Genomic DNA, 21447 nt, shown 5'->3' on the forward strand with positions numbered 1-21447 from the left:
CCTCTTTCTATACCTACTTTTTCATTATTTTCTATTAGAGAAAAATAAGATTGACTTTAAACTATTAAAACAATGAAAACTATATGAAAAACATTTAGTTTTTTCATTATTTTTCTTAAGGCACCTTAATTACAACACAAAATATGATAAAAACTTAAGAAAATTCAGGACTTGATTTGATATTTAGGATACAACAAAATGTTGTATTCTTTTTTTGCAAAAGAATACCAAAGAATACCAAAGAACAAAATAAAAAACGCTGTACTTACAACGTTTTAGAAAGATTTACAAAACAATGTAAATTATTAATGGAGCCGGTGGGAGTCGAACCCACGTCCAAACACCTGCTAACATATTTGTCTACAACCATAGGTTATGTATTGTTTTAACAGCTCCTCGACACATAACTCAAGCCTAGGAACTGCGAGTCTATCAATCTCTTATCAAACTGCTAGACAAAGTTTGATCGTATCTCGCTAAAATTAAGACCTGTCATCAGACACGAGCAATCCGAATCGGGTCACGCCTGCTGGTTTTTAGGCAGCTAGAGCGTAAGAAGTGTTATTTTTTGCAGTTATATTTAACTGAGCGTTTACGTCGCCACACGAGTCGCAAAATATGCCTCATAATGCCTGTCGAATCCGTAACGACCCCAAAGACTATAAAGATATTATACCTTATCTAGGTTAAAAAAGCAAAAATGCAAGTAGATGTTTAGAAAAGTCTAGTTTTCAAGGTTTCTGATAGAGCCTGATAGCCAGAAACGCTAAGGTGAAGCCCATCTGTTGTATAGTCTGATTTGAGTTGCCCTTCCTGATCGAGTAGCTCTTCAAAAACAGACACATATTCTACCTGCATGTAGGCAGAAGCTAGTTCTTGATAGGCTTGGTTCCAGCCCTTGATTTTCTCATTTGTACGAATATAAACTGTCTGTTTGTATTCTTCCCCTTGATGAACTGGCAGAATAGAAACTAGCTTAATCTGTGACAGCGGATAGTCACGAGAAATACTTTGAATCACACTTTCGAGATTGGTTAGTACTTGACTCATTGGAACATCTTTTCCAATGTCATTGGTCCCAATCAAAAGCACAATTTGATCCACTGCATCACCATAGAGGTGGGCATCAAGGTTATCAAGTAAAAGTCCAGTTTGATATCCTCGAATACCTCTATTTACAATGGTCTTTGTTGTCCCTAGCAATTCCTGTAAGGGATAATACTCAACAATAGAATCTCCAATAAAGATGATATCTGGTTCAATTACCGAAATCTGATTGAGTTCACGATACTTGGTTTGAATTTTTTCCTGCTCTTTTAAGAGCCAGTTTTCTAATAGCTGTACTGCCAAGTTATTCTCCTCTTTCTAGCCAGTTTTCTAAAACTTTGTAAACACCTGCCCGACTGTTGGCTGGAGCTACTTTTGTCGCAACTCTCTTAACAGCCTCTTCTGCATTTTCCATAGCGTATGAAATTCCTGCCAACTCTAACATTTCAATGTCATTTTCACTATCACCAAAGGCCATGATTTGTTCAGGTTTTAAGTTCCAACGTTTGAGCAATTCTACTAACCCCCACGCTTTATGAATCCCATCTTGTAAGATATCAATACAGCCATAACCGCTGGAAACAGCTCGCACATGCCCATCAAATAGGTCATTAATTTCCTGTAAAACCGATTCGGATCGCTCTTCACCAACTACCATGCTCATCTTGAGAACACCACCGAAGAGATGAGGGTCAAATTCATCAACAAAGTTCATTCGTTGATAGAGCTTCTCAATCATCTCTGGAGTCATAAATTTATCAAGTTCTGTAAAAACAGTACCTGTCTTTACAAAACCACCATTCATAGCAGTTACGACAAACTGATCCTGACATTCTCTACCTTTAAAGTGCCCCAAAGCTTTATCAACCATGGCATCATCCCAAGTTTGTGCTTGAATCAATTCATTGTTCTCGAATATCCGAGCACCGTTAGCAACTACGAGAACCACTCTCTCTGCTAAATGTCCCAGTAATTGTCTCATACGATGAACTTCATTTCCCGTTGCAATGACAAAACGAATATCACATTGGTCCAGCTTGTCCAAAATTTTCTCTAAGCGAGGAAGGTCTAGTTGACCTCTTGGATCTAACAAAGTACCATCCATATCCGTTGCTACTATCTTAATTTCCATTTTGTCTCCTTGAGATTCAAATCACTACCACTTCAAACCTACATGTTCATTCATTTCTTTATAGGCTGTATCAATCCGTTCCTTGGTAGCCTCGTCTAACTGACTACGGTATTTCCCACCCTCAATAAAGTCTTCCAGGATATAAGTTTGGTAAAGATAGAGTGGGTATCCTTCTGGAGAATAGCCTCCCTTTGGAGTCCTACTCACCCAGCTTGGATGGACTTGGGCAGTTTCGATAGTCGTTTTACCGGATTTCTTCTTAATGGTCACATCCATGAGAACTCCACGTTCCGTCCACTTGGCATTTTCAACATCCTGCATGGTTTCAATCCGTTGATTTGAGATGAAATTCCCCATAGAGTAAATGATAAGCTTTTTATCACCTTCTTTTTCAACCGTTTCAGCTGGTTCAACAACGTGAGGATGACCACCAAAGATAATATCTGCTCCCCAATCAATCATTTTATGGTAAAGTTTCTTTTGCTCCTCAGTCGGCTCAATTTGATACTCAACTCCCATCTGAGGCATGATAATTGTAATATCTGCCTCTTTCTCTGCTCGCTCAATTTCAGCCTTCATTTTATCTTCATTTAAGTCTGAAAGATAGCGATTATAATCCTCTTGAGAAATGCTTTGTTCAATGCCATTAAAACCATAGGAATAGGCTAAAATAGCAACTTTAATTCCATTGACTTCCTTGATAACTAAAGGCGCCTTATCTCTAGATTCATGAGTATAAACCCCGACTGGTATCATTCCTGCCTTTTCAATAGCATCCGCAGTTGATACCACTCCCTCAATCTGAGAATCCAAGATATGATTGTGAGCCAAGTCTAGCACTTGATAGCCTGCATCCTTTATAGCATCCATGACTTCTCCTGGTGCATTAAACAAAGGATAACCTGCAAGATAGTGGTCTTTATTTACGGTTCCTTCAAAATCACCAATAACTAGGTCTGCTTGTTTGAGCCAAGGTTTTACATACTCAAAGTTTTCATGAAAATCATAAGTCCCATCTTCCTTTAGGGCAGTTCGATAAATCGGAATATGATAGAGGAGGTCACCATTTGCCATGATGCGCACACTTGTTTCTTCTTCCGTTACGGAATTCTTACCTTTAGGTTCTGAATTCTGATTCACTGCAGGTGCATTCCTATTCCACAATGGAACTCCCTTAATTCCTTGAGCTAATAAAGTCAAAGCCATCGAAATCGCAACAACAATCAACAACACAACAACAAAGGTTTTATTACTCCACTGTCGATAGTTTTTGAAAAATTGGATAGACTCTCTGACAACTGGTAATCCTGAATGCTTTTTTCTTCTACTACGTTTTTCCATATCTTTTCTCCTTGCTTTTTGATGCAAGTCTCCTTACCTTATTATACCACAGACAAATAGCTATTTCCCTTTATTAGCAACTTCTGTGACTTTCTTTCTCAACTATTTTGTGTTATCATGGAATTGTAATGGAAGGAAGGAGAGAAGATGTCTGCTATAGAACGTATTACAAAAGCTTCACATTTAATCGATATGAAAGATATTATCCGCGAGGGCAATCCAACCCTACGTGCAGTTGCTGAGGAAGTCACTTTCCCATTGAGCGATCAAGATATCATCCTTGGTGAGAAAATGATACAATTTTTAAAACATTCACAAGACCCAGTTATGGCTGAAAAGTTAGGTCTACGTGGAGGAGTCGGACTTGCTGCACCACAATTAGATATCTCAAAACGCATCATTGCTGTTTTAGTTCCTAATATCACCGAGGAAGGTGAAACACCTCAAGAAGCCTATGACTTACAAGCTGTTATGTACAATCCTAAGATCGTCTCACACTCAGTCCAAGACGCTGCTCTAGGAGAGGGAGAAGGTTGCCTATCAGTCGATCGTGCTGTCCCAGGTTATGTTATCCGCCATGCTCGAGTAACTGTCGACTACTTTGACAAAGATGGCGAAAAGCATCGCATCAAGCTAAAAGGCTACAACTCCATCGTTGTACAACATGAAATCGACCACTTAAATGGTATTATGTTTTATGATCGTATCAATGAAAAGGATCCTTTCGCAGTCAAAGAAGGTTTACTCATTCTGGAATAAAGAAAATCCCGTTCGACAACGGGGTTTTATGTTATAATAGAGCCATGAAAACAAATGATATTGTCTATGGCGTTCACGCCGTTACCGAAGCACTGTTAGCAAATACTGGAAACAAACTCTATCTCCAGGACGATTTACGAGGTAAGAATGTAGAAAAAGTCAAGGAACTGGCGACTGAAAAGAAAGTATCCATCTCTTGGACTTCAAAAAAATCACTTTCCGAGATGACTGAAGGAGCTGTCCACCAAGGTTTTGTCCTACGTGTTTCTGAATTTGCCTATACTGAACTTGAGCAGATTCTTGCTCAGACTCGTCAAGAAGAAAACCCACTAGTATTGATCCTCGATGGACTAACTGACCCTCATAACTTAGGTTCTATCCTAAGAACAGCCGATGCAACCAATGTTTCAGGCGTCATTATTCCCAAGCATCGAGCTGTTGGTGTGACACCCGTAGTTGCAAAAACAGCAACGGGTGCCATCGAGCACGTTCCTATCGCTCGCGTTACCAATCTCAGCCAAACCTTGGACAAGCTAAAAGAAGAAGGCTTTTGGACCTTTGGAACTGATATGAATGGAACTCCTTGCCATAAATGGAACACCAGTGGAAAGGTCGCCCTCATTATCGGAAATGAAGGAAAAGGTATCTCAAGTAACATCAAAAAGCAAGTGGACGAGATGATCACTATTCCAATGAATGGACATGTACAGAGTCTCAATGCAAGCGTTGCTGCTGCTATTCTTATGTACGAAGTCTTCCGCAATCGATTATAAAAAAGTGAGGTTGGGACAAAAGATCCCGACCTCACTTTTTATTAGCAATCAAACTTTGACGCGGTAGCTGATTGAACTTTTTGTTCGTCTTTTAGACTCCAAAAAGCTCCTAATCATCCTCGCGGGGCTGGGACTACGAAATCGAGACTTTGTCTATCGATTTCTGTCCCACCGCCTTTTTAACTGTGTTCAGTAATATATTTATAGGCTTCTTGACCTGCAATAGCACCATCTCCAACTGCTGTTGTAACTTGGCGAAGGTCTTTCTGACGAACATCTCCAACTGCAAAGACACCTGCAACACTTGTCTTCATGTGGTCATCTGTCACAATCCAACCTGACTCATCTTGGATTTGTAAATCTTTTGTAAAATCGCTAACTGGATCTAAACCAACATAGATGAAGACACCTCCAAAGGCATGTTCAGTCACTTGATTTGTTTTAACATTTTCAATGACAACTGACTCCACACGGTTTTCACCCTTGATTTCTTTGACAACAGAATCCCAAATGAAGTTGATTTTATCATTGGCAAAGGCGCGGTCTTGCAAGACTTTTTGAGCACGAAGCTCATCTCGACGGTGAACGATGGTTACAGTTTTGGCAAACTGTGTTAAGAAGATTGCTTCCTCAACCGCTGAGTCACCACCACCTACAACCAACAAATCTTGGTCACGGAAAAAGGCTCCATCACAAACCGCACAGTAGGAAACTCCACGACTATTCAGTTCTTCTTCTCCTGGAACTCCTAAGAGGCGATGTTTTGAACCAGTCGCTACGATAACTGTGCGAGTTCCAAATTCTTCATTGTCTGTTATTACTTTCTTAACATCACCATGGTCCTCAATATTTTTTACAAAGCCATAGAGATGTTCAACACCTAGATTTTCAAGAGGTTCAAACATCTTTTCTGCTAACTCAGGTCCACTAATGTTAGCATAACCTGGATAGTTTTCAATGTCAGAAGTATTGTTCATCTGACCGCCAGGAAGACCACCTTCAATCAAAGCTACTTTGAGATTGCTGCGAGCTGCATACAAGGCTGCAGTCATCCCAGCAGGACCTGCACCGATAATAATCGTATCGTACATTCTATTTCCTTCTTTCTTGTTGTAACTATTCTTATTCTAACGGATATAATCCTATTTGACAACTATTAAGCCTTGAGAACCAACAAGATGCTCATGGTTGCAAAAGACAATACTGGAATTGTTAGAACTCCAATCATAATCATATCATAGAGGTGAGCCTGACGCTCCTTAGCAGTTTTATCCACACCTGATAGAGCTCTTAAACCAATCCAAATCCCTAAGACAACCAAGACTAGTAAAATCGTCAACACCAAACTCTCTAAATACAAAGCAAATAGCTGAACTAGCATACTCTCTCTCATTTCTATTATTTTTAAAGAGCAAACCCAGTTAGCTTAGCCAACTGAGTTTTTCTTATCTTCTATTATATCAGATATAGGTCCGTTTGTAACTAGCAAAGAACTCTTTTGTTCGTTCTTCTTTGGGATGGTTGATAATCTCATCCGGTGTTCCAGATTCAATAATCTTTCCTTTATCCAAGAATAAAACCTTGTCAGCTACTTGAGCAACAAACGACATATCGTGACTAACCAAAACCATGGTTTGACCTGATTTTGCAGCATTGGCAATCGATCTTTCTACCTCACCCACCAATTCTGGATCCAGTGCTGAAGTTGGTTCATCCAAGAGTAAGACGTCTGGTTTCATGGCTAGGGCACGCGCTATAGCTACCCGTTGTTTTTGCCCCCCTGACAAGTGACGCGGATAATGCTGTTCACGATCAGAAAGTCCAACCTTAGCTAGCTCTTCCTTAGCAATTTCAGTCGCTTCTTCGTCCGATAGTTTTTTAACGACCACCAAGCCTTCTTTAACATTGTCTAGCGCTGTTCTACGCTCAAATAAATTAAACTGTTGGAAAACCATCGATAGTTTGCGACGAAGAGTTAGAATTTCTTCTTGCGTAATTTGAGAAAAATCAACTTTGAAATCATCAATCTGAATACTTCCACTATCAGGAGTTTCTAGATAGTTTAGGCTACGAAGAAAAGTTGATTTCCCAGCTCCTGAAGAACCGATTAAGGCAACAACTTCTCCTTTTTGAATATCTAAGTTCAGATGATCCAGAACGGTTTGACCTGAAAAGGATTTGCTTAAATTTGAAATTTTAATCATTAGCGAAGCTCTCCTTTCACATCTGTCTCAACATTATCTGGTGCTGTAATAGCCATTTTTCTTTCAATGAAACGGCCAAGATTTTCAATAACGATATTTACCACCCAGTAGACAAGGGCAACTGAGATAAAACGTTCAAAGTAACGATAGTCTGCACCACCCAAAATCTGAGCTTGGGCAAAGACTTCTACAACACCTGCACTGAAGGCTAGGGAAGTCCCCTTGGTCAAGCCAATCAAAGAGTTAATCAAGGTTGGTGTTGCAACTACTGCTGCATTGGGAATAATCACACGACGATAAACTTGCGCACGTGTCATACCAAGACTACGAGCAGCTTCAATCTCACCAGGATTTACAGAAAGAATTGCTGCACGGATGGTTTCACTAGCATAGGCCGCCTCGTTAAAAGCAAAAGCCACAATCGCAAATGTTGCTGCTGGAATAGCATTAATGTTCAGAGAAGTTCCCCATTGTTGATTCAAGGCTTTCAAAGCTAATGGAATCCCATAATAAGTCAACATTAGTTGAACTAAAATTGGAGTTCCTTTTAAGAAACTTACAAAAAAGGCTTGTAATGGGTATATAAATCTAACTCGGTTGATTTTAACGATAGCAAAGATTAGGGCTAGCATGATACCAAAAAAGGCACCAAATACCGTTAACATCAATGTTGTAGGTAATTGCTGTACAATTCTTGGGATCCCATCAAAGACAGAACGCCAACTAAAAAGTTTGCCATCTGGAATATATTGCATCAAATTTTGATACCAATCAGATGCTAAAATCGTTGTAACATTCATAGAAACATCCTCTCAAGATAATGATTCATTCTATCATACTTATGCTCTAATTAAAAATATTTGCTACGAGCATATCAGATTTCATCTACCTTCTAGTGTATCATACTTTAAAAGTGGGAGGTTATATATATTATCTATCAAGGAGATAGAAAAAAACTAATTCAAATCCAAATTATTGTATGATTTACGATAGCCAATTTGTTTTACAAGTCCATTTTCAACTAGTATCGGACGTTTCAACAGCATACCATCACTGGCCAAGAGTTTGGCTGCTTCTTTGTTTGACAATGTTCCAACTTTATCTTTCAAACCCAGTTCACGGTATTTGATACCACTAGTATTGAAAAATTGCTTCAATTCAAATCCCGAAGTTTCGAGCCAGTTTAAAATGACCTTTTCACTCGGAGTCTCTTCAACGATATGAACGTCTTTATATTCTAGTCCGAGTTGATCTAATTCTTTCTTAGCTTTTTTACAAGTTGTACATTTTGGATATTCGATAAATTCTAACATTTTCTTCTCTTTCTATTTTTTATTTTCTTGATAACTTGCACCTTCATGCCTCAAGAGCCAAGCCTTCTTTTCGAGTCCCCAAGCATAGCCTGTCAGACGTCCTCCAGCACCTAGCACACGGTGACAGGGTACAAGGATAGACCAGGGATTGCGACTTACTGCTCCTCCGACTGCTTGAGCAGAAGCCACCTGCAAGTCCTTAGCTATTTGCCCATAAGTAACTGTCTGACCAAAAGGAATTCCCCGCAAGTAGTTCCAGACTCTTTTTTCAAAGTCACTACCGACAGGAGCTAAAGGTAATTCAGATAAGTCTTGATCTTGCCCCTTAAAATAAGTCTCTAAATAGGAAGTAATTTGATTTAAAATGGGATGACTCTCAACAACAGTTACATCATTTTCAGATAATCCCTTCTCAAAATCGCTCTCTTCTTCAATCCATATCCCAAACAAATAGTGGTCATCTGCTACCAGAGATAGGGGACCAATCGGTGACTTGTATAGCATCTTTACATGCTTCTTAGACATTTGATTTTAATTTTTGATAGGCCAAGCGTTCCCCGTCTACTGGAACTTTACCAACCTGTTTGAATCCAAGCTTTTCAAAAATATGCTGCATAGCCTTGTTCTTAGCGTGCGTATCTGAACGAAAATCTAGGTAATCGAAGCCTTCAATCAAGCCTTCTAAAAAGGTCTGAGCAACACCTTGACCTTGCGCGTCTCTAGCAACAGCAATACGGTGAAATACTAAGTATTCTGCTTCATTTCCCTCCCAGTTGCCATCATAAATTGCTTCATAAGCTTTTTCTGGGCTCTTAGTCACTGCTGCATAAGCTAAGAGGTCCCCTTCGTCTAGGGCTACATAAGCTTGACCAGAGATAATATCTTCAATTATGGTATCTGCATCTGGGTAGCCGTTTTGCCACTGAGTGCTACCAGCTTCTGCCAAATATTTCTTGGCTCCCTCAATCACTTGCATAATTGCATCAACTTCGTTTGGAAATGCTAAGCGAATCTCCATCATTTATCCTCTTTTCATACTATTTCTCTCATCATAGCATAAATTATTTCTTTCTACAAGCACTTGAAACTTGACTTATTATTTCTAATATTTTATAATCTAGTTATTAAAACTAGATAAAAAGGAGTTGAAAATGAATACCACTTTTTCCTATCCAAAATGGGAAGAAATTCCAAGTATCAATCTCTATCTGGACCAGGTTCTGCTCTATGTCAATCAAATCTGTCCTCCAGCTTCTCCTGACAAGGAGAAAGGTTTGACAGCATCCATGGTGAACAACTATGTCAAACACGGTTATATCAGTAAACCTGAAAAGAAAAAATACCAACGCAAACAAATCGCACGATTGATTGCTATTACCACTCTCAAGTCTGTTTTTTCTATCCAAGAAATTGCTCAAACCCTTAATACCCTACATACAGACACTAATTCAGAAGAACTTTACAATGCTTTTGTGGACTATATGAATGAAGATATTGATCCAGCTAATCCCATTATCCAGGCAAGCTGCCAAACTGTCAAACTCTATCATCAAACACTTGCACTAGTCCATACAGAAACCGAAAAGGAGGAAACAAATGAATACTAGTTTCAAACTTAGTAAACGACTTAGTTTTGGAGAAGAAATTGCCAACAGTGTCACCCATGCTGTAGGAGCATTTATCATGCTCATCCTACTTCCTATTTCATCAACCTATAGTTATGAGGTGCATGGTTTCTTATCGTCTATCGGTGTTTCCATCTTCGTCATCAGTCTCTTTCTCATGTTCTTATCATCAACTATTTATCATTCTATGGCTTATGGTTCAACTCATAAATATGTGTTACGAATTATTGACCATTCTATGATTTATGTTGCCATTGCAGGTTCTTATACCCCGGTGGTTTTAACCCTGATGAATAATTGGTTTGGTTATCTCATTATTGCTATCCAATGGGGGACAACTATTTTCGGTATTCTTTATAAAATCTTTGCCAAGAAGGTCAATGAAAAATTCAGTCTCATCCTTTACCTCATCATGGGATGGCTTGTATTGGCTATCTTACCAGCAATCATCAGTCAGACAAGTCCAATGTTTTGGAGTCTTATGGTATCAGGTGGCCTTTGCTATACAGTTGGCGCTGGATTCTATGCTAAAAAGAAACCATACTTCCATATGATTTGGCATCTCTTCATTCTAGCAGCCTCTGCTCTCCAATATATTGCTATTGTTTATTACATGTAAAAAAGAAGTTGGGAAAAATCCCAACCTCTTTTTTTATTTACACATATTCATAAAGTACTGATGCAAACGGAGATCATTTGTCAATTCAGGATGAAAGGAGGTTACCAGCATATTTTTTTCTTGTGCCGCTACGATTTGATCGTTCACAATTGCTAAAACTTCAACATCCTCACCAACACTACTGATAATCGGGCCACGGATAAAGGTCATTGGAATTTTACCAACGCCCTTGCAGTCAGCTTCTGTATAAAAGCTTCCTAGCTGACGTCCATAGGCATTGCGCTCTACTACTATGTCCATAGTCGCTAGATGGCTTTCCTCTTGAGAAGTGATTTGTTTTGCTAGCAAAATTAAACCCGCACAAGTTCCAAAGACTGGTAACCCATTGAGAATAGCTTCTCTTAGAGGAATGAGCATCTGCTGATCTCGCAACAGTTTCCCCATAGTTGTAGACTCTCCCCCTGGCAAGATTAACCCCGACAGGTCACTCTGGTGTTGCTGAAAATCTTCTAGGTTTCGCAGTTCAATACTTTCAACTCCTAGTTGATCAAGCATTTTCTCGTGTTCTACAAAGGCACCTTGTAAGGCCAATATTCCGATTTTCATCTATTTTCCTCGCTCAGCCATGAGAATTTGGATCTCGTTCTCGTTGATACCTACCATGGCTTCTCCTAAATCTTCAGAGATTTCAGCTAGAATTTGAGGATTTTGATAATTCGTAACAGCCTTAACAATAGCAGCTGCACGTTTGACAGGATCACCTGACTTGAAAATCCCTGAGCCAACAAAGACGCCTTCCGCACCGAGTTGCATCATAAGAGCTGCATCTGCTGGTGTTGCCACACCACCGGCCGCAAAGTTGACAACTGGTAATTTCCCATGTTCGTGGACGTATTGAACTAATTCTACTGGAACTTGGAGTTCTTTTGCTGCGACATAGAGTTCATCTTCACGGAGATTTTGAATGCGACGGATTTCTTGATTCATCATACGCATATGACGGACTGCCTGAACGATGTCTCCTGTTCCCGGCTCCCCTTTTGTACGAATCATTGATGCTCCTTCAGCGATACGACGCAAGGCTTCTCCTAGGTCTTTAGCACCACAAACAAAAGGAACTTGAAATTCTTTCTTGTCCACATGGAAACGATCATCAGCTGGAGATAGAACTTCGCTCTCATCAATATAGTCAATCTCGATTGCTTCTAAAATTTGAGCTTCGACAAAATGTCCAATTCGAACCTTAGCCATAACTGGAATGCTGACCGCTTCTTGGATTTCCTTAATCATCTTTGGATCACTCATGCGAGAGACACCACCCGCTGCACGAATATCAGCTGGGATTCGCTCCAAAGCCATAACTGCTGCTGCACCTGCAGCCTCTGCAATTCTTGCCTGTTCAGGGTTTTGAACGTCCATGATGACGCCACCCTTGAGCATCTGTGCCAAATTTTTGTTTAATTCATAACGATTTTCAGTCATTTTTTCTTCCTCAATAGTTGTGTTGGTAGCTACAGTTTTATTGTAAAGTAAAAAAGACTGCATAACAAGATAAAATAAATCAATTTGTCCGGGTACAATTATTTTTATCACAAAAAAGTACCCACATAGGGGTACTTTTATTTCTTAGATTTTTTAATACTTTTCACAAGATAAAAGAGATATCCTGAAACCATGTAGGCAACAAAGATAGTTGCTGCCCATTTAAAGACAAAGCCCCAACCATGTTTGGTAGCATTCAAAAAGAAATAAGGGAAGGGACTATCCTTAGCATTAGGGACATCCATCTTTAAAACAAAACCGTTTAAGAGGGCAAAAATCATATAAAGCAAAGGAAGGCTAGTCCAAAGCATGGGATCAACCAACTTATATTGACGACTCTTATCAAAAATAATTGTATCTGCTAAAAACCAGAGAGGGACAATATAATGGCAAAGGAAATTCTCCAAACGGTAAAAATCTGTCGTTAAAGGAGCTAGCATGAAATGATAGATGACACAAGTAATCATAATACTCATGGTGACTCCACCTTTGAGGCGTAGAATCCCAGAACTCTTCCAACTATCACCGCCACTACGCATCTTTATCAAAAGATAGCCTGTAAAGATTACAACCAAAAGGTTAGAGAGGACTGTATAGTAGAGTAACATCCCTAAACCACCACGTTTGGTAATCTCCAAGTATACACCAGTAAAGGCTGCTATAAATAAAAAGATACGACTATAAAATATTACTTTTTCATTTTTAATCATGATTAAATCTTCTTCACAAATTCTGATTTTAGCTTCATAGCTCCAAACCCATCAATCTTACAATCGATGTTGTGGTCACCCTCTACAATACGGATGTTTTTCACACGAGTTCCTTGTTTGAGGTCTTTAGGAGCACCTTTAACCTTCAAATCTTTAATCAAGGTTACTGTATCTCCATCAGCTAGTTTGTTTCCATTTGCATCGATAGCAACAATGCCTTCTTCTGCTTCTGCTTGCTCAGCAGGATTCCACTCGTAAGCACATTCTGGACAAACTAGAAGTGCGCCATCTTCATATACATATTCTGAATTACATTTTGGGCAATTTGGTAATTGACTCATGTTATCTCCTTAAAAAATTTATGATTATTTGATTGTCAAATTTTCTTCAACAGCAACTATTATACCTTAAAACAGACTATTTGACAAATTATGATAAAAAACGACAAACCGAAATTCAGTTCATCGTTTCTATAGTTCTTATAAATGTTTTTGAGCTTCTGATTTAATTTTTTCAACAACTTCTAAAATAGAGAGGCCAGTCGTATCCAAATAGATTGCATCCTCAGCTTGCTTGAGAGGTGAAGTTTCACGATGACTATCTTTATAATCACGCGCAGCAATCTCTTCTTTCAAAGTTTCCAAATCTGTTTCGATTCCCTTTGAAAGATTTTCCTTGTAACGACGTTCCGCACGCTCATCTACAGATGCTACTAGAAAAATCTTCAATTCAGCCTGAGGCAAGACTACTGTTCCAATATCGCGACCATCCATGACAATACCACCTTGTCGGGCAATTTCTTGCTGGAGGGCTACTAATTTTTCACGAACAGCTGGAATCGCTGCAAAAGCAGAAACAGTGTTGGTTACTTCATTTTCTCGGATTGGATTTGTTACATCTACATCTCCAACAAAAACAAGCTGCTCTCCTGTTTCAGCGCGGCCAAAACTAATCGGGTATTGTTCCAATAATTCAAGAAGTTGAGATGGCTCATCTGGGCTAATTTGGTTTCTCAATGCGATGTAAGTCGCCGCACGATACATAGCGCCTGTATCCAGATAAGTATAGCCAAAGTCCTTAGCAATAATCTTAGCTACTGTACTCTTACCACTGGAAGCTGGCCCATCAATCGCAATCTGAATTGTTTTCATTGTCACTCCTATCTTGTCTTAAGGACATCACCAGGATTTGCAAACCAAGTTCCTGAAGACATATGACCAGGATTCAAGGCTTCAAGTTGAGCAATGGAGATTCCAGCGCGAGCCGCAATGGCTGCTTCACCTTCTCCTGGCAAAACAGTAATAGTTCCTTCAGAATCAGTACGTGCCTCTGTATGTTCTTGTTGAGTTGTCTCTGCTTCTGTTGCCTCTGTTGACTGAGCAGTAGTAGCCACTGTTGTAACTTCTTCTACTTTTGGAGCTGAAGAATCATAAAAATCTTTCAAAGCTGAAGTGCGATCACTTCCGCCTGATGACAAGTAGACCAATACGACTACCATCCCAACAACAATCACAAAGAAGAGAATAGCTAGAACCGTTAAAATACGATTGGCAACGACACCTGAACCTTTTTTGTTTCGTTGACGGCGTTCTGTTCTTGATTCCTCTTCTTGGTTTTCATAAATATCTTCTTGCCACGGTTCCTTTTCCATACCTTACTCCTTGAGTTTTTTTTAGTTTCTTATTACAATATAAATATGAAGATTAGACTTATACCTGAACGTTGCATCGCTTGTGGGCTCTGCCAAACTTATTCAGAATTATTTGATTACCATGATAATGGTATCGTCCGTTTTTACGATGAATCTGAGCAATTAGAGCGAGAAATTGCTTGCAACGATGACATTTTAGAAGCCGTTAAAAATTGCCCTACTCGTGCTCTGATCATAGATGAATCTTAAAATTTGGTGGAACATCGATCTCTAATTTCCACTCCTTCTAGTTTAGCATATTTTTCTAGAAAATTATAGTCTTTTGCTAGCTATTTTCATACAATTTTACTTTTATTTGTTCCAGCATTTCAATAATCAATAAACTGTTCTTTTAAGACATTTTTCTATCACTTAAGCACTAATCAAATTTTTATTTCAACCACATATAAAGTTATAAAAAAAGAGGAATTACTTCCTCTTTTTTTGTTTAATCAAACGATTAGTCATCAAATCCATTTGGATGTTTGCTTTGCCAACGCCATGCATCTTCACACATTTCTGTAATACCAAGTCCAGCTTCCCAACCTAGTTCTTCCTTAGCTTTTGCTGGGTCTGAGTAGCAAGCTGCGATATCACCTGGGCGACGTTCAACGATACGGTATGGAATTGGGCGTCCAACAGCTTTTTCCATATTTTGGATAATTTCAAGAACTGAGTAGCCTTTTCCAGTACCAAGGTTATAGACATTGAGTCCTGAGCCTTTTTGAAGCTTCTTAAGGGCGGCAACGTGTCCTTTTGCTAGATCAACGACGTGGATATAGTCACGAACACCTGTTCCATCTTCAGTATCGTAGTCATCTCCGAAGACTTGAACTTGTTCTAACTTACCAACTGCGACTTGTGTTACATACGGTAGAAGGTTATTTGGAATGCCGTTTGGATTTTCTCCTAGGTCACCACTCTCATGCGCACCAATTGGGTTGAAGTAACGAAGTAAGACAACGTTCCACTCTGAATCTGCTTTATGGATATCTGTCAAGATTTCTTCCAGCATAAGCTTGGTACGGCCATAAGGGTTGGTAGCTGAAAGTGGGAAATCTTCTAGGATTGGAACAGTATGTGGATCTCCATAAACTGTTGCTGATGAACTGAAGATAATGTTCTTACAGTTGTTTTCTTCCATTGCCTTCAAAAGGCTAACTGTACCGGCAATATTGTTATCATAGTAGGCAAGAGGGATACGAGTTGACTCACCAACTGCCTTCAAACCTGCAAAATGGATGACTCCTGTAGGTTCTTCCTGTTTGAAAATGTCACGAAGCGTATCTGTGTCACGAATATCTGCTTCGTAGAAAGGAATTTCAACTCCTGTAATTCTTTCCACTACTTCTAAACTTTTACGGTTACTGTTGACCAAGTTATCCACTACAACAACCTGATGTCCAGCTTGGACCAATTCAATGACAGTGTGAGTTCCGATAAAACCTGCTCCACCTGTTACCAAAATCTTTTCTTGCATCATTTTTCCTCTATTCTTAAATTATTTTTTTCATTTTACCATTTTTGATAGGGAAAGTCATTTGCTATCCTAATCCTATCGTAAAAACTAGGTAAAAAGTTTACGATTATTTCTCTTTAATATATCTTTCAGTCGGATAATCCGCTGGATCCAAGACTCCATTTTCCCCTTGAAGCATTTGGGCTAGGTGATAGCCTATAATGGGTCCAGTTGTCAATCCTGACGATCCTAATCCACTCGCAACAAATACTCCTGACAAGTTTGGCACCTGTCCGAAAAACGGCGAAAAATCACTCGTATAAGCTCGAATACCCACACGTTCACCACTTATCATTGCATCTTTTAAGCTAGGGTAAAACGAACTTGCTACTTCAGCCATTTGTTGGAGCAAATTCCTATCAACTGCTAGGTCAAATCCCATGTCATTTTCATGGGTAGCTCCTAGAGATAATTTACCACCGGGAAATGGTATCAAATCCCACTCACCTTCCGGCATAACTACAGGGTAAGCTCCCATGTCTTGTGGCACTTGGTAATCTCGGAGTTGCCCCTTTTGAGGACGAACGTCTACCTCATATCCTAAGGGCTCTAAGATGTGGCCAAGCCAAGCTCCTGTGGATAAGATGACTTGGTCAAACATTTGATCGTCTATCTGATAGCCCGATGATAGGGGGGTTAGACTGACCTCTTTATTTATGACCTTCACTTGACTGGCTTCTAGCAAGCGAGTCACCAAGAGTTGTCCATCTACTCGAGCTCCACCAGAAGCATAGAGTAAACGTTCAAATCCCTCTAGACCGAGAAATAAGTTACTAGCAGTCGCTTGGTCCAAAATGGCTAATTCTCCAATCAAGGGAGATTCATCTCTACGTTGCAGAGCCAGTTGATAGAGCTCCTCTAGCTTAGAGTCATCGTTTTTAAGAAGAAAGACACCAGAACCTTGGTAAAAATCAACTTTTTGACCCGATTTTTCTAGGTCAGCTAATAAATCTACATAGAAATCAGCTCCTAGGCGCGCCATCTTATACCAAGCCTTATTGCGCCGTTTAGAAAACCAGGGACTAATAATTCCTGCCGCGGCCTTGGTTGCTTGGCCGTGTCCAAAATCAAAAACAGTTACTTCGATATCAGCTTCCTTAGAAAGATAGTAGGCAGCTGTGGCCCCTACAATTCCTGCACCTACAATGGCAACTTTTTTCATTGTCTTTACCTTCTAACTAGATTTGATGGAATGGATTGGTGGACGCTTGACTTGCGATAACCTCTAAAGGCCAAGCATTCTCTTCCTTCCATTCATTCAGGAACGCTGCAATTTTTTCAACAAAAAACACCTCAATATAGTGTCCTGGATCTAGAGCCAATAAACCATCTGATAGCATGTCCTGAGCTGTATGGTAATAAATATCACCAGTAATGTAAACATCTGCTCCTTTTGTTAAAGCATCAGAGTAGAAAGACTGCCCACTGCCACCACAAATAGCTACTCTTGAGATTGTTTTTTGCAAATCAGTCTCTTTATAATACACCATACGAAGGCTATCTAGACCAAATACTTCCTTAACATGACTAGCAAATTCTTCAAACATTTGAGGTTTAATATTACCAATACGCCCGATGCCACGTTCAGGACCTGTTTCCTGTAGAAAAATTGTATCCTTAATATCCAATAGTTGGCAGAACCAGTCATTAAGGCCGTTCTCAACGATATCAATATTGGTATGGCTGACGTAAACTGCAATGTCGTGCTTGATGAGGTCGATATAAATCTGATTTTGAGGGCGACTAGCTACCAAGTCCTTTATCGGACGGAAGATAGGCGCGTGCTTAACGATAATCAAATCTACACCCTTTTCAATAGCTTCTGCCACTGTATCTTCACGTATATCAAGGGCAACCATGACTTTCTGGATGTCCTTGTCTAAGGTACCAATCTGCAAACCACGACTATCGCCTTCCATAGAAAATTCTTGGGGGCAATAGGTTTCATAACGCTTAATCACTTCACTTGCTTTCATGGAGCACCTCCTTGATGGCTTGAATTTTATCTACTAAAATTTGACGTTCTTCATGATTCTTTTCTGGGATTTGACTAAGGGCAAATTCGAGCTTACTTGCTTCTCTTTGCCACTTTTGGACAAATACGGGGCTAAGTTCTTTAGATAGAAAAGGACCAAAACGGATATCGCTAGCTGATAAATTCATTTTCCCAGCTTCCACTACTAGAATCTCGTAAAATTTTCCAGCTTCCTCTAAAATACTTTCAGCTACAATCTGAAATCCATGCTCTTGTAACCAACTACGTAACTCATCTTCACGATTATTAGGTTGAAGAATCAATCGCTCAACATTGGCTAGTTTGTCCAAACCCTCTTCTAAAATCGTAGCAATCAAACGACCACCCATTCCTGCAATAGTGATAACAGAGACCTGGTCACTTTCTTCGAAAGCTGCTAAACCATTGGCTAAACGAACCTGAATTTTCTCAGTTAAGCCATGACTTTCAACATTTCTAACTGCAGATTGATAGGGTCCCTCTACAACTTCACCCGCGATGGCAGCTTCAATATGACCTTTTTCAACTAATTCAATCGGTAAATAAGCATGGTCGCTACCGACGTCCAGCAAAACAGCTCCTTGGGGAACAAAAGAAGCTACTGTTTCTAATCTCTTTGAAATCATCTTCTCTCACTTTCAAAAACTCTATTTCCCTTTATTATACCATATTTTATCTGGCAATCCTGCACCTAAAAAAGACCGCAATCATGGATTGCAGTCTTTCTTTATCTTTTAACTTGATAACGACTTGTCAGTATGAAAATCACAATAAAGACGAGCATCATTATGCCATAGATAGGCAATGTTTGACCTGTAAGTGTTGAAATTTCAAGCAATTTTTGGATTCTTGGGAATAGAGCTGTTCCAAGGAAACCTACAACTGACCAAATAATCAATAGCACACGCCACAAGCTAAATGGCAAGCAAGCTCTAACTACAGACATGAAACCAATCGATGCCAATAGATAATACAAAAGTGTCGAAATTTCAATGTCGGTCCAGCCTTGACTGGTTCCAAAAATTTTAACAAAGAGAACACTAAAAACTACCATCAAGGCACTTGGTAAAGCTCGAAGCATGGATTTTCTGAGGAAGTTTTGTTCAACAGGTTTGATATTTCGTTCAAAAGTTAATACAAACGGTGGGAATCCTTCCACAAACTGGTCAATCATAGTTATCTGAATCGGAATGAATGGGAAAATCAAAATCCATTCAGTACGTCCCAACAATGCACTGGCAATACAGATAACTGCTAGCAAGAAGGAATAGATTGTCTTAATCAAGAAAATCGGAGCAATGTGGGCAATATTATTGACCACACGACGACCTTCGAAGAGAATCTCAGGAACATCATTGAAATCTGAATTCAAGAGGACCAGATTTGCAATCTGACGAGTTGCTGGGTCTCCTTCAGCCATAACAATGGAACAGTCTGCCTCACGCAGAGCTAGAATATCATTGACACCATCTCCGGTCATTGCTGTAGTATGTCCTGCTTTTTTCAGAGTTTGGATGATCAGTTTCTTTTGATGAGGTGAAACACGTCCGAAAATGGCTGTTTCCTCAGCCATGGCTATCAATTCTTCATCATTAATTTTCGAACAATCTACATAACTCTGATAGTCTGCAAAACCTGCTTTTTGAGCAATACTTGAAACAGTGACTGGATTATCACCAGAGATAATTTTCAGCCCTACTTCCTGAGAACGAAGATAGTCTAGCGTCTCAGCAGCACCTTCTCGAATCGGATCTAGAATCTCAAGCAAAGCCAAAGCCTGAATATCAGATGGCTTTTGTGGCTTGTGATGGTCAAGTTTTTCTTGACTGAGCGCTAACACCAAGACACGAGATCCTCGTTCAAGAGCTTCTCTAGCTTCAGGAACTTCAGCATTCAACAACATCTCCGGTGCGCCTAGGAAAACAGTTCCTAGACCTTCCAACTCCATTGCTCCCCATTTTCGATCACTTGAAAATGGAAGGCTAGAAATCATCTGATAAGCTACCTCTCCCGCAAAACGCTTTCGAATAGCTTGGGCAGTTGGATTTTTATCCTCACTGTGTGCCATATAACTAGTTAGTATTTTAGCAATGGTATCTTTGTTATAAGCTGGAGTAAGAGGAAGGACCGTCTCAACCTGCATCTTCCCTTGGGTGATTGTCCCTGTCTTATCCAAGCAGAGCATATCTACGCGCGCCAAGGTTTCAACAGAGTACATCTCCTGCACTAAAACCTTTTTCAACCCAAGCTTGATAACAGCAGTTAAGAGAGAAGTGATGGTCAAAAGGGCGATTCCCTTAGGCAACATTCCTAAAAGAGCTGTAGATGAATTGACTACAGAAGACTTGAGTGGCAGACCTTTTAAGGCCAAGGCTTCAAGCAAGAGAGCAATACCAAAAGGAATGATGATTTTCCCAGTAAAGCCAGCTAACCGGTCTAGCGATTTCATGATACGAGAGTTAATTGGCTTCACTGTCTTAGCTTCAAGCATGAGTTTAGCAGCATAATTATCTGCCCCTACATGATGAACTTGAGCAAAGACAGAACCACTCGCAAGAAAGCTACCCGACAACATTAAGTCTTCTACTTCTTTTTGCACCAAGTCGCTCTCACCCGTTAACATAGCTTCATTAACTTCTGCAAAACCTTCTAATACAACTGCATCGCTTGGAATCTGATCCCCTGCAGACAAGCGAATCACATCATCCAAAACAAGCTCTTCAGGGTCTAAAGCAATCTCTTGTCCATCACGGATAGTGGTAATCTTTTCTTTATTCAGGAGATTGAGTTTATCTACCATATGTTTAGCTCGTAGCTCAGTTACAATCCCAGAAAATGCATTAAAACAGATAACCGCAAAGAAAACTAGGTTGCTCCAAGCTTGAACAAAGGCGAGCGCTAGGGCAATGGCAAAGTTTAAAGCATTGAATAAAGTAAAGACATTTCTCTTCACAATCTGCCATGTACTAGTACTAGCTGAAGCTTGGAAATCATTGACCTGTCCCTGTTTCTGACGATCTTTGACTTCTGATTGGCTTAAGCCCATTATTTTATTTTTATCCATAAATTCTATCATATCATTTTTTTTTGAATATTTCTAATTTCATATGAAAAGCTATTCCGCCTAAACAAAAAACATTTGCCTGTCCTAGTATGATA

Annotated in this window: 26 protein-coding genes and 1 other RNA gene; 5 read left to right on the forward strand and 22 right to left on the reverse strand. The window is 39.6% G+C overall.

What is annotated here, in order from left to right; genetic code table 11:
* Window positions 1-306: 306 nt before the first annotated feature.
* The 4 genes from ssrA to QM859_RS02865 all read right to left on the reverse strand — a co-directional run bounded on the left by ssrA (window position 307) and on the right by QM859_RS02865 (window position 3520).
* Window positions 307-654: a transfer-messenger RNA gene (gene ssrA / locus QM859_RS02850) on the reverse strand.
* Between the two features lie 60 nt (window positions 655-714).
* Window positions 715-1350, reverse strand: coding sequence for an SGNH/GDSL hydrolase family protein (locus QM859_RS02855; RefSeq protein WP_414262065.1), 636 nt, complete (start codon window positions 1348-1350; stop codon window positions 715-717).
* 1 nt (window position 1351) lies between these two features.
* Window positions 1352-2179, reverse strand: a complete 828-nt coding sequence (locus QM859_RS02860) for a Cof-type HAD-IIB family hydrolase (RefSeq protein WP_414262066.1) — start codon at window positions 2177-2179, stop codon at window positions 1352-1354.
* A 24-nt stretch (window positions 2180-2203) separates the two neighbouring features.
* Window positions 2204-3520, reverse strand: coding sequence for a CapA family protein (locus tag QM859_RS02865; RefSeq protein ID WP_414262067.1), 1317 nt, complete (start codon window positions 3518-3520; stop codon window positions 2204-2206).
* 147 nt (window positions 3521-3667) lie between these two features.
* Here QM859_RS02865 and def point away from each other — a divergent pair, with 147 nt between their 5' ends.
* The gene (gene def, locus QM859_RS02870) at window positions 3668-4279 is read left to right on the forward strand and encodes a peptide deformylase (RefSeq protein ID WP_414262068.1); all 612 of its coding nucleotides are present in this window, start codon (window positions 3668-3670) and stop codon (window positions 4277-4279) included.
* A 44-nt stretch (window positions 4280-4323) separates the two neighbouring features.
* On the forward strand, window positions 4324-5052 hold the full coding sequence (rlmB, locus tag QM859_RS02875; RefSeq protein WP_247913009.1) for a 23S rRNA (guanosine(2251)-2'-O)-methyltransferase RlmB: 729 nt from the start codon (window positions 4324-4326) through the stop codon (window positions 5050-5052).
* 179 nt (window positions 5053-5231) lie between these two features.
* Here the strand turns inward: rlmB and trxB are convergent, their stop codons facing one another.
* The 7 genes from trxB to QM859_RS02910 all read right to left on the reverse strand — a co-directional run bounded on the left by trxB (window position 5232) and on the right by QM859_RS02910 (window position 9587).
* The gene (trxB, locus tag QM859_RS02880) at window positions 5232-6143 is read right to left on the reverse strand and encodes a thioredoxin-disulfide reductase (protein ID WP_414262069.1); all 912 of its coding nucleotides are present in this window, start codon (window positions 6141-6143) and stop codon (window positions 5232-5234) included.
* 65 nt (window positions 6144-6208) lie between these two features.
* Entirely contained in the window at window positions 6209-6433 is a 225-nt protein-coding gene (locus QM859_RS02885) for a DUF4059 family protein (RefSeq protein WP_006152536.1), read from the reverse strand.
* A 79-nt stretch (window positions 6434-6512) separates the two neighbouring features.
* A complete protein-coding gene (locus QM859_RS02890) occupies window positions 6513-7256 on the reverse strand; it encodes an amino acid ABC transporter ATP-binding protein (protein ID WP_004253930.1) in 744 nt (247 codons plus the stop codon).
* Window positions 7256-8056: an amino acid ABC transporter permease gene (locus tag QM859_RS02895; protein WP_223332766.1), complete on the reverse strand. Its 801-nt coding sequence runs from the start codon at window positions 8054-8056 to the stop codon at window positions 7256-7258. The genes QM859_RS02890 and QM859_RS02895 overlap by 1 nt, the downstream gene beginning before the upstream one ends.
* Before the next feature lie 156 nt (window positions 8057-8212).
* Window positions 8213-8569, reverse strand: coding sequence for a Spx/MgsR family RNA polymerase-binding regulatory protein (locus QM859_RS02900; protein WP_006148818.1), 357 nt, complete (start codon window positions 8567-8569; stop codon window positions 8213-8215).
* 12 nt (window positions 8570-8581) lie between these two features.
* A complete protein-coding gene (locus QM859_RS02905) occupies window positions 8582-9073 on the reverse strand; it encodes a methylated-DNA--[protein]-cysteine S-methyltransferase (protein ID WP_414262070.1) in 492 nt (163 codons plus the stop codon).
* Between the two features lie 13 nt (window positions 9074-9086).
* Window positions 9087-9587: a GNAT family N-acetyltransferase gene (locus QM859_RS02910; RefSeq protein ID WP_414262188.1), complete on the reverse strand. Its 501-nt coding sequence runs from the start codon at window positions 9585-9587 to the stop codon at window positions 9087-9089.
* A 133-nt stretch (window positions 9588-9720) separates the two neighbouring features.
* Between QM859_RS02910 and QM859_RS02915 the strand changes: the two genes are divergently transcribed.
* A complete protein-coding gene (locus tag QM859_RS02915; protein ID WP_414262071.1) occupies window positions 9721-10176 on the forward strand; it encodes a DUF1836 domain-containing protein in 456 nt (151 codons plus the stop codon).
* Window positions 10166-10813, forward strand: coding sequence for a PAQR family membrane homeostasis protein TrhA (trhA, locus tag QM859_RS02920; RefSeq protein WP_006152533.1), 648 nt, complete (start codon window positions 10166-10168; stop codon window positions 10811-10813). The genes QM859_RS02915 and trhA overlap by 11 nt, the downstream gene beginning before the upstream one ends.
* Window positions 10814-10846: 33 nt before the next feature.
* On the opposite strand, the gene pdxT is transcribed toward trhA, so the two are convergent.
* The 6 genes from pdxT to QM859_RS02950 form a co-directional block, all read right to left on the reverse strand.
* Window positions 10847-11419: a pyridoxal 5'-phosphate synthase glutaminase subunit PdxT gene (gene pdxT / locus QM859_RS02925; protein ID WP_247913003.1), complete on the reverse strand. Its 573-nt coding sequence runs from the start codon at window positions 11417-11419 to the stop codon at window positions 10847-10849.
* Complete coding sequence (pdxS, locus tag QM859_RS02930) at window positions 11420-12295, reverse strand: pyridoxal 5'-phosphate synthase lyase subunit PdxS (RefSeq protein WP_045615501.1); 876 nt, start codon at window positions 12293-12295, stop codon at window positions 11420-11422.
* Window positions 12296-12432: 137 nt separating this feature from the next.
* The gene (locus QM859_RS02935) at window positions 12433-13065 is read right to left on the reverse strand and encodes a Pr6Pr family membrane protein (RefSeq protein ID WP_247913002.1); all 633 of its coding nucleotides are present in this window, start codon (window positions 13063-13065) and stop codon (window positions 12433-12435) included.
* Between the two features lie 2 nt (window positions 13066-13067).
* Window positions 13068-13406, reverse strand: coding sequence for a zinc ribbon domain-containing protein YjdM (locus QM859_RS02940; RefSeq protein ID WP_006152514.1), 339 nt, complete (start codon window positions 13404-13406; stop codon window positions 13068-13070).
* Between the two features lie 138 nt (window positions 13407-13544).
* A complete protein-coding gene (cmk, locus tag QM859_RS02945) occupies window positions 13545-14216 on the reverse strand; it encodes a (d)CMP kinase (RefSeq protein ID WP_247913001.1) in 672 nt (223 codons plus the stop codon).
* An 8-nt stretch (window positions 14217-14224) separates the two neighbouring features.
* On the reverse strand, window positions 14225-14716 hold the full coding sequence (locus QM859_RS02950) for an SAG1386/EF1546 family surface-associated protein (RefSeq protein WP_247913000.1): 492 nt from the start codon (window positions 14714-14716) through the stop codon (window positions 14225-14227).
* A gap of 45 nt (window positions 14717-14761) precedes the next feature.
* Here QM859_RS02950 and QM859_RS02955 point away from each other — a divergent pair, with 45 nt between their 5' ends.
* Window positions 14762-14965 (forward strand): ferredoxin, encoded by a 204-nt coding sequence (locus QM859_RS02955; RefSeq protein ID WP_006148835.1) that lies wholly within the window; start codon window positions 14762-14764, stop codon window positions 14963-14965.
* A gap of 250 nt (window positions 14966-15215) precedes the next feature.
* Here QM859_RS02955 and galE read toward each other — a convergent pair whose 3' ends face one another.
* The 5 genes from galE to QM859_RS02980 form a co-directional block, all read right to left on the reverse strand.
* Window positions 15216-16235 carry a UDP-glucose 4-epimerase GalE gene (gene galE, locus QM859_RS02960; RefSeq protein WP_247912999.1) on the reverse strand — a complete coding sequence of 340 codons (1020 nt, stop codon included), beginning with the start codon at window positions 16233-16235 and terminating at the stop codon, window positions 15216-15218.
* A 106-nt stretch (window positions 16236-16341) separates the two neighbouring features.
* Window positions 16342-17436 carry an NAD(P)/FAD-dependent oxidoreductase gene (locus QM859_RS02965; protein WP_414262072.1) on the reverse strand — a complete coding sequence of 365 codons (1095 nt, stop codon included), beginning with the start codon at window positions 17434-17436 and terminating at the stop codon, window positions 16342-16344.
* Between the two features lie 16 nt (window positions 17437-17452).
* The gene (locus QM859_RS02970; protein ID WP_414262073.1) at window positions 17453-18250 is read right to left on the reverse strand and encodes a Nif3-like dinuclear metal center hexameric protein; all 798 of its coding nucleotides are present in this window, start codon (window positions 18248-18250) and stop codon (window positions 17453-17455) included.
* Window positions 18237-18914, reverse strand: coding sequence for a tRNA (adenine(22)-N(1))-methyltransferase (locus QM859_RS02975; RefSeq protein WP_414262074.1), 678 nt, complete (start codon window positions 18912-18914; stop codon window positions 18237-18239). The genes QM859_RS02970 and QM859_RS02975 overlap by 14 nt, the downstream gene beginning before the upstream one ends.
* Window positions 18915-19015: 101 nt before the next feature.
* Window positions 19016-21352, reverse strand: a complete 2337-nt coding sequence (locus QM859_RS02980; protein ID WP_414262075.1) for a cation-translocating P-type ATPase — start codon at window positions 21350-21352, stop codon at window positions 19016-19018.
* Window positions 21353-21447 lie beyond the last annotated feature (95 nt).

Origin of the sequence: Streptococcus infantis (genome assembly GCF_047463175.1) — a bacterium.
In the GTDB taxonomy this organism is placed as follows: Bacteria; Bacillota; Bacilli; order Lactobacillales; family Streptococcaceae; genus Streptococcus; species Streptococcus infantis_AC.

Coding starts and splice junctions, on each gene's coding strand:
- QM859_RS02965 (WP_414262072.1), bottom strand. CDS start 17,436: ATGAAAAAAGTTGCCATTGTAGGTGCAGGAATTGTAGGGGCCACAGCT.
- QM859_RS02885 (WP_006152536.1), bottom strand. CDS start 6,433: ATGCTAGTTCAGCTATTTGCTTTGTATTTAGAGAGTTTGGTGTTGACG.
- def (WP_414262068.1), top strand. CDS start 3,668: ATGTCTGCTATAGAACGTATTACAAAAGCTTCACATTTAATCGATATG.
- QM859_RS02915 (WP_414262071.1), top strand. CDS start 9,721: ATGAATACCACTTTTTCCTATCCAAAATGGGAAGAAATTCCAAGTATC.
- QM859_RS02935 (WP_247913002.1), bottom strand. CDS start 13,065: ATGATTAAAAATGAAAAAGTAATATTTTATAGTCGTATCTTTTTATTT.
- QM859_RS02860 (WP_414262066.1), bottom strand. CDS start 2,179: ATGGAAATTAAGATAGTAGCAACGGATATGGATGGTACTTTGTTAGAT.
- QM859_RS02950 (WP_247913000.1), bottom strand. CDS start 14,716: ATGGAAAAGGAACCGTGGCAAGAAGATATTTATGAAAACCAAGAAGAG.
- QM859_RS02900 (WP_006148818.1), bottom strand. CDS start 8,569: ATGTTAGAATTTATCGAATATCCAAAATGTACAACTTGTAAAAAAGCT.
- trxB (WP_414262069.1), bottom strand. CDS start 6,143: ATGTACGATACGATTATTATCGGTGCAGGTCCTGCTGGGATGACTGCA.
- QM859_RS02975 (WP_414262074.1), bottom strand. CDS start 18,914: ATGATTTCAAAGAGATTAGAAACAGTAGCTTCTTTTGTTCCCCAAGGA.
- rlmB (WP_247913009.1), top strand. CDS start 4,324: ATGAAAACAAATGATATTGTCTATGGCGTTCACGCCGTTACCGAAGCA.
- pdxT (WP_247913003.1), bottom strand. CDS start 11,419: ATGAAAATCGGAATATTGGCCTTACAAGGTGCCTTTGTAGAACACGAG.
- galE (WP_247912999.1), bottom strand. CDS start 16,235: ATGCAAGAAAAGATTTTGGTAACAGGTGGAGCAGGTTTTATCGGAACT.
- trhA (WP_006152533.1), top strand. CDS start 10,166: ATGAATACTAGTTTCAAACTTAGTAAACGACTTAGTTTTGGAGAAGAA.
- QM859_RS02970 (WP_414262073.1), bottom strand. CDS start 18,250: ATGAAAGCAAGTGAAGTGATTAAGCGTTATGAAACCTATTGCCCCCAA.
- QM859_RS02955 (WP_006148835.1), top strand. CDS start 14,762: ATGAAGATTAGACTTATACCTGAACGTTGCATCGCTTGTGGGCTCTGC.
- pdxS (WP_045615501.1), bottom strand. CDS start 12,295: ATGACTGAAAATCGTTATGAATTAAACAAAAATTTGGCACAGATGCTC.
- QM859_RS02895 (WP_223332766.1), bottom strand. CDS start 8,056: ATGAATGTTACAACGATTTTAGCATCTGATTGGTATCAAAATTTGATG.
- QM859_RS02890 (WP_004253930.1), bottom strand. CDS start 7,256: ATGATTAAAATTTCAAATTTAAGCAAATCCTTTTCAGGTCAAACCGTT.
- QM859_RS02940 (WP_006152514.1), bottom strand. CDS start 13,406: ATGAGTCAATTACCAAATTGCCCAAAATGTAATTCAGAATATGTATAT.
- cmk (WP_247913001.1), bottom strand. CDS start 14,216: ATGAAAACAATTCAGATTGCGATTGATGGGCCAGCTTCCAGTGGTAAG.
- QM859_RS02980 (WP_414262075.1), bottom strand. CDS start 21,352: ATGGATAAAAATAAAATAATGGGCTTAAGCCAATCAGAAGTCAAAGAT.
- QM859_RS02910 (WP_414262188.1), bottom strand. CDS start 9,587: ATGGAGATTCGCTTAGCATTTCCAAACGAAGTTGATGCAATTATGCAA.
- QM859_RS02865 (WP_414262067.1), bottom strand. CDS start 3,520: ATGGAAAAACGTAGTAGAAGAAAAAAGCATTCAGGATTACCAGTTGTC.
- QM859_RS02905 (WP_414262070.1), bottom strand. CDS start 9,073: ATGCTATACAAGTCACCGATTGGTCCCCTATCTCTGGTAGCAGATGAC.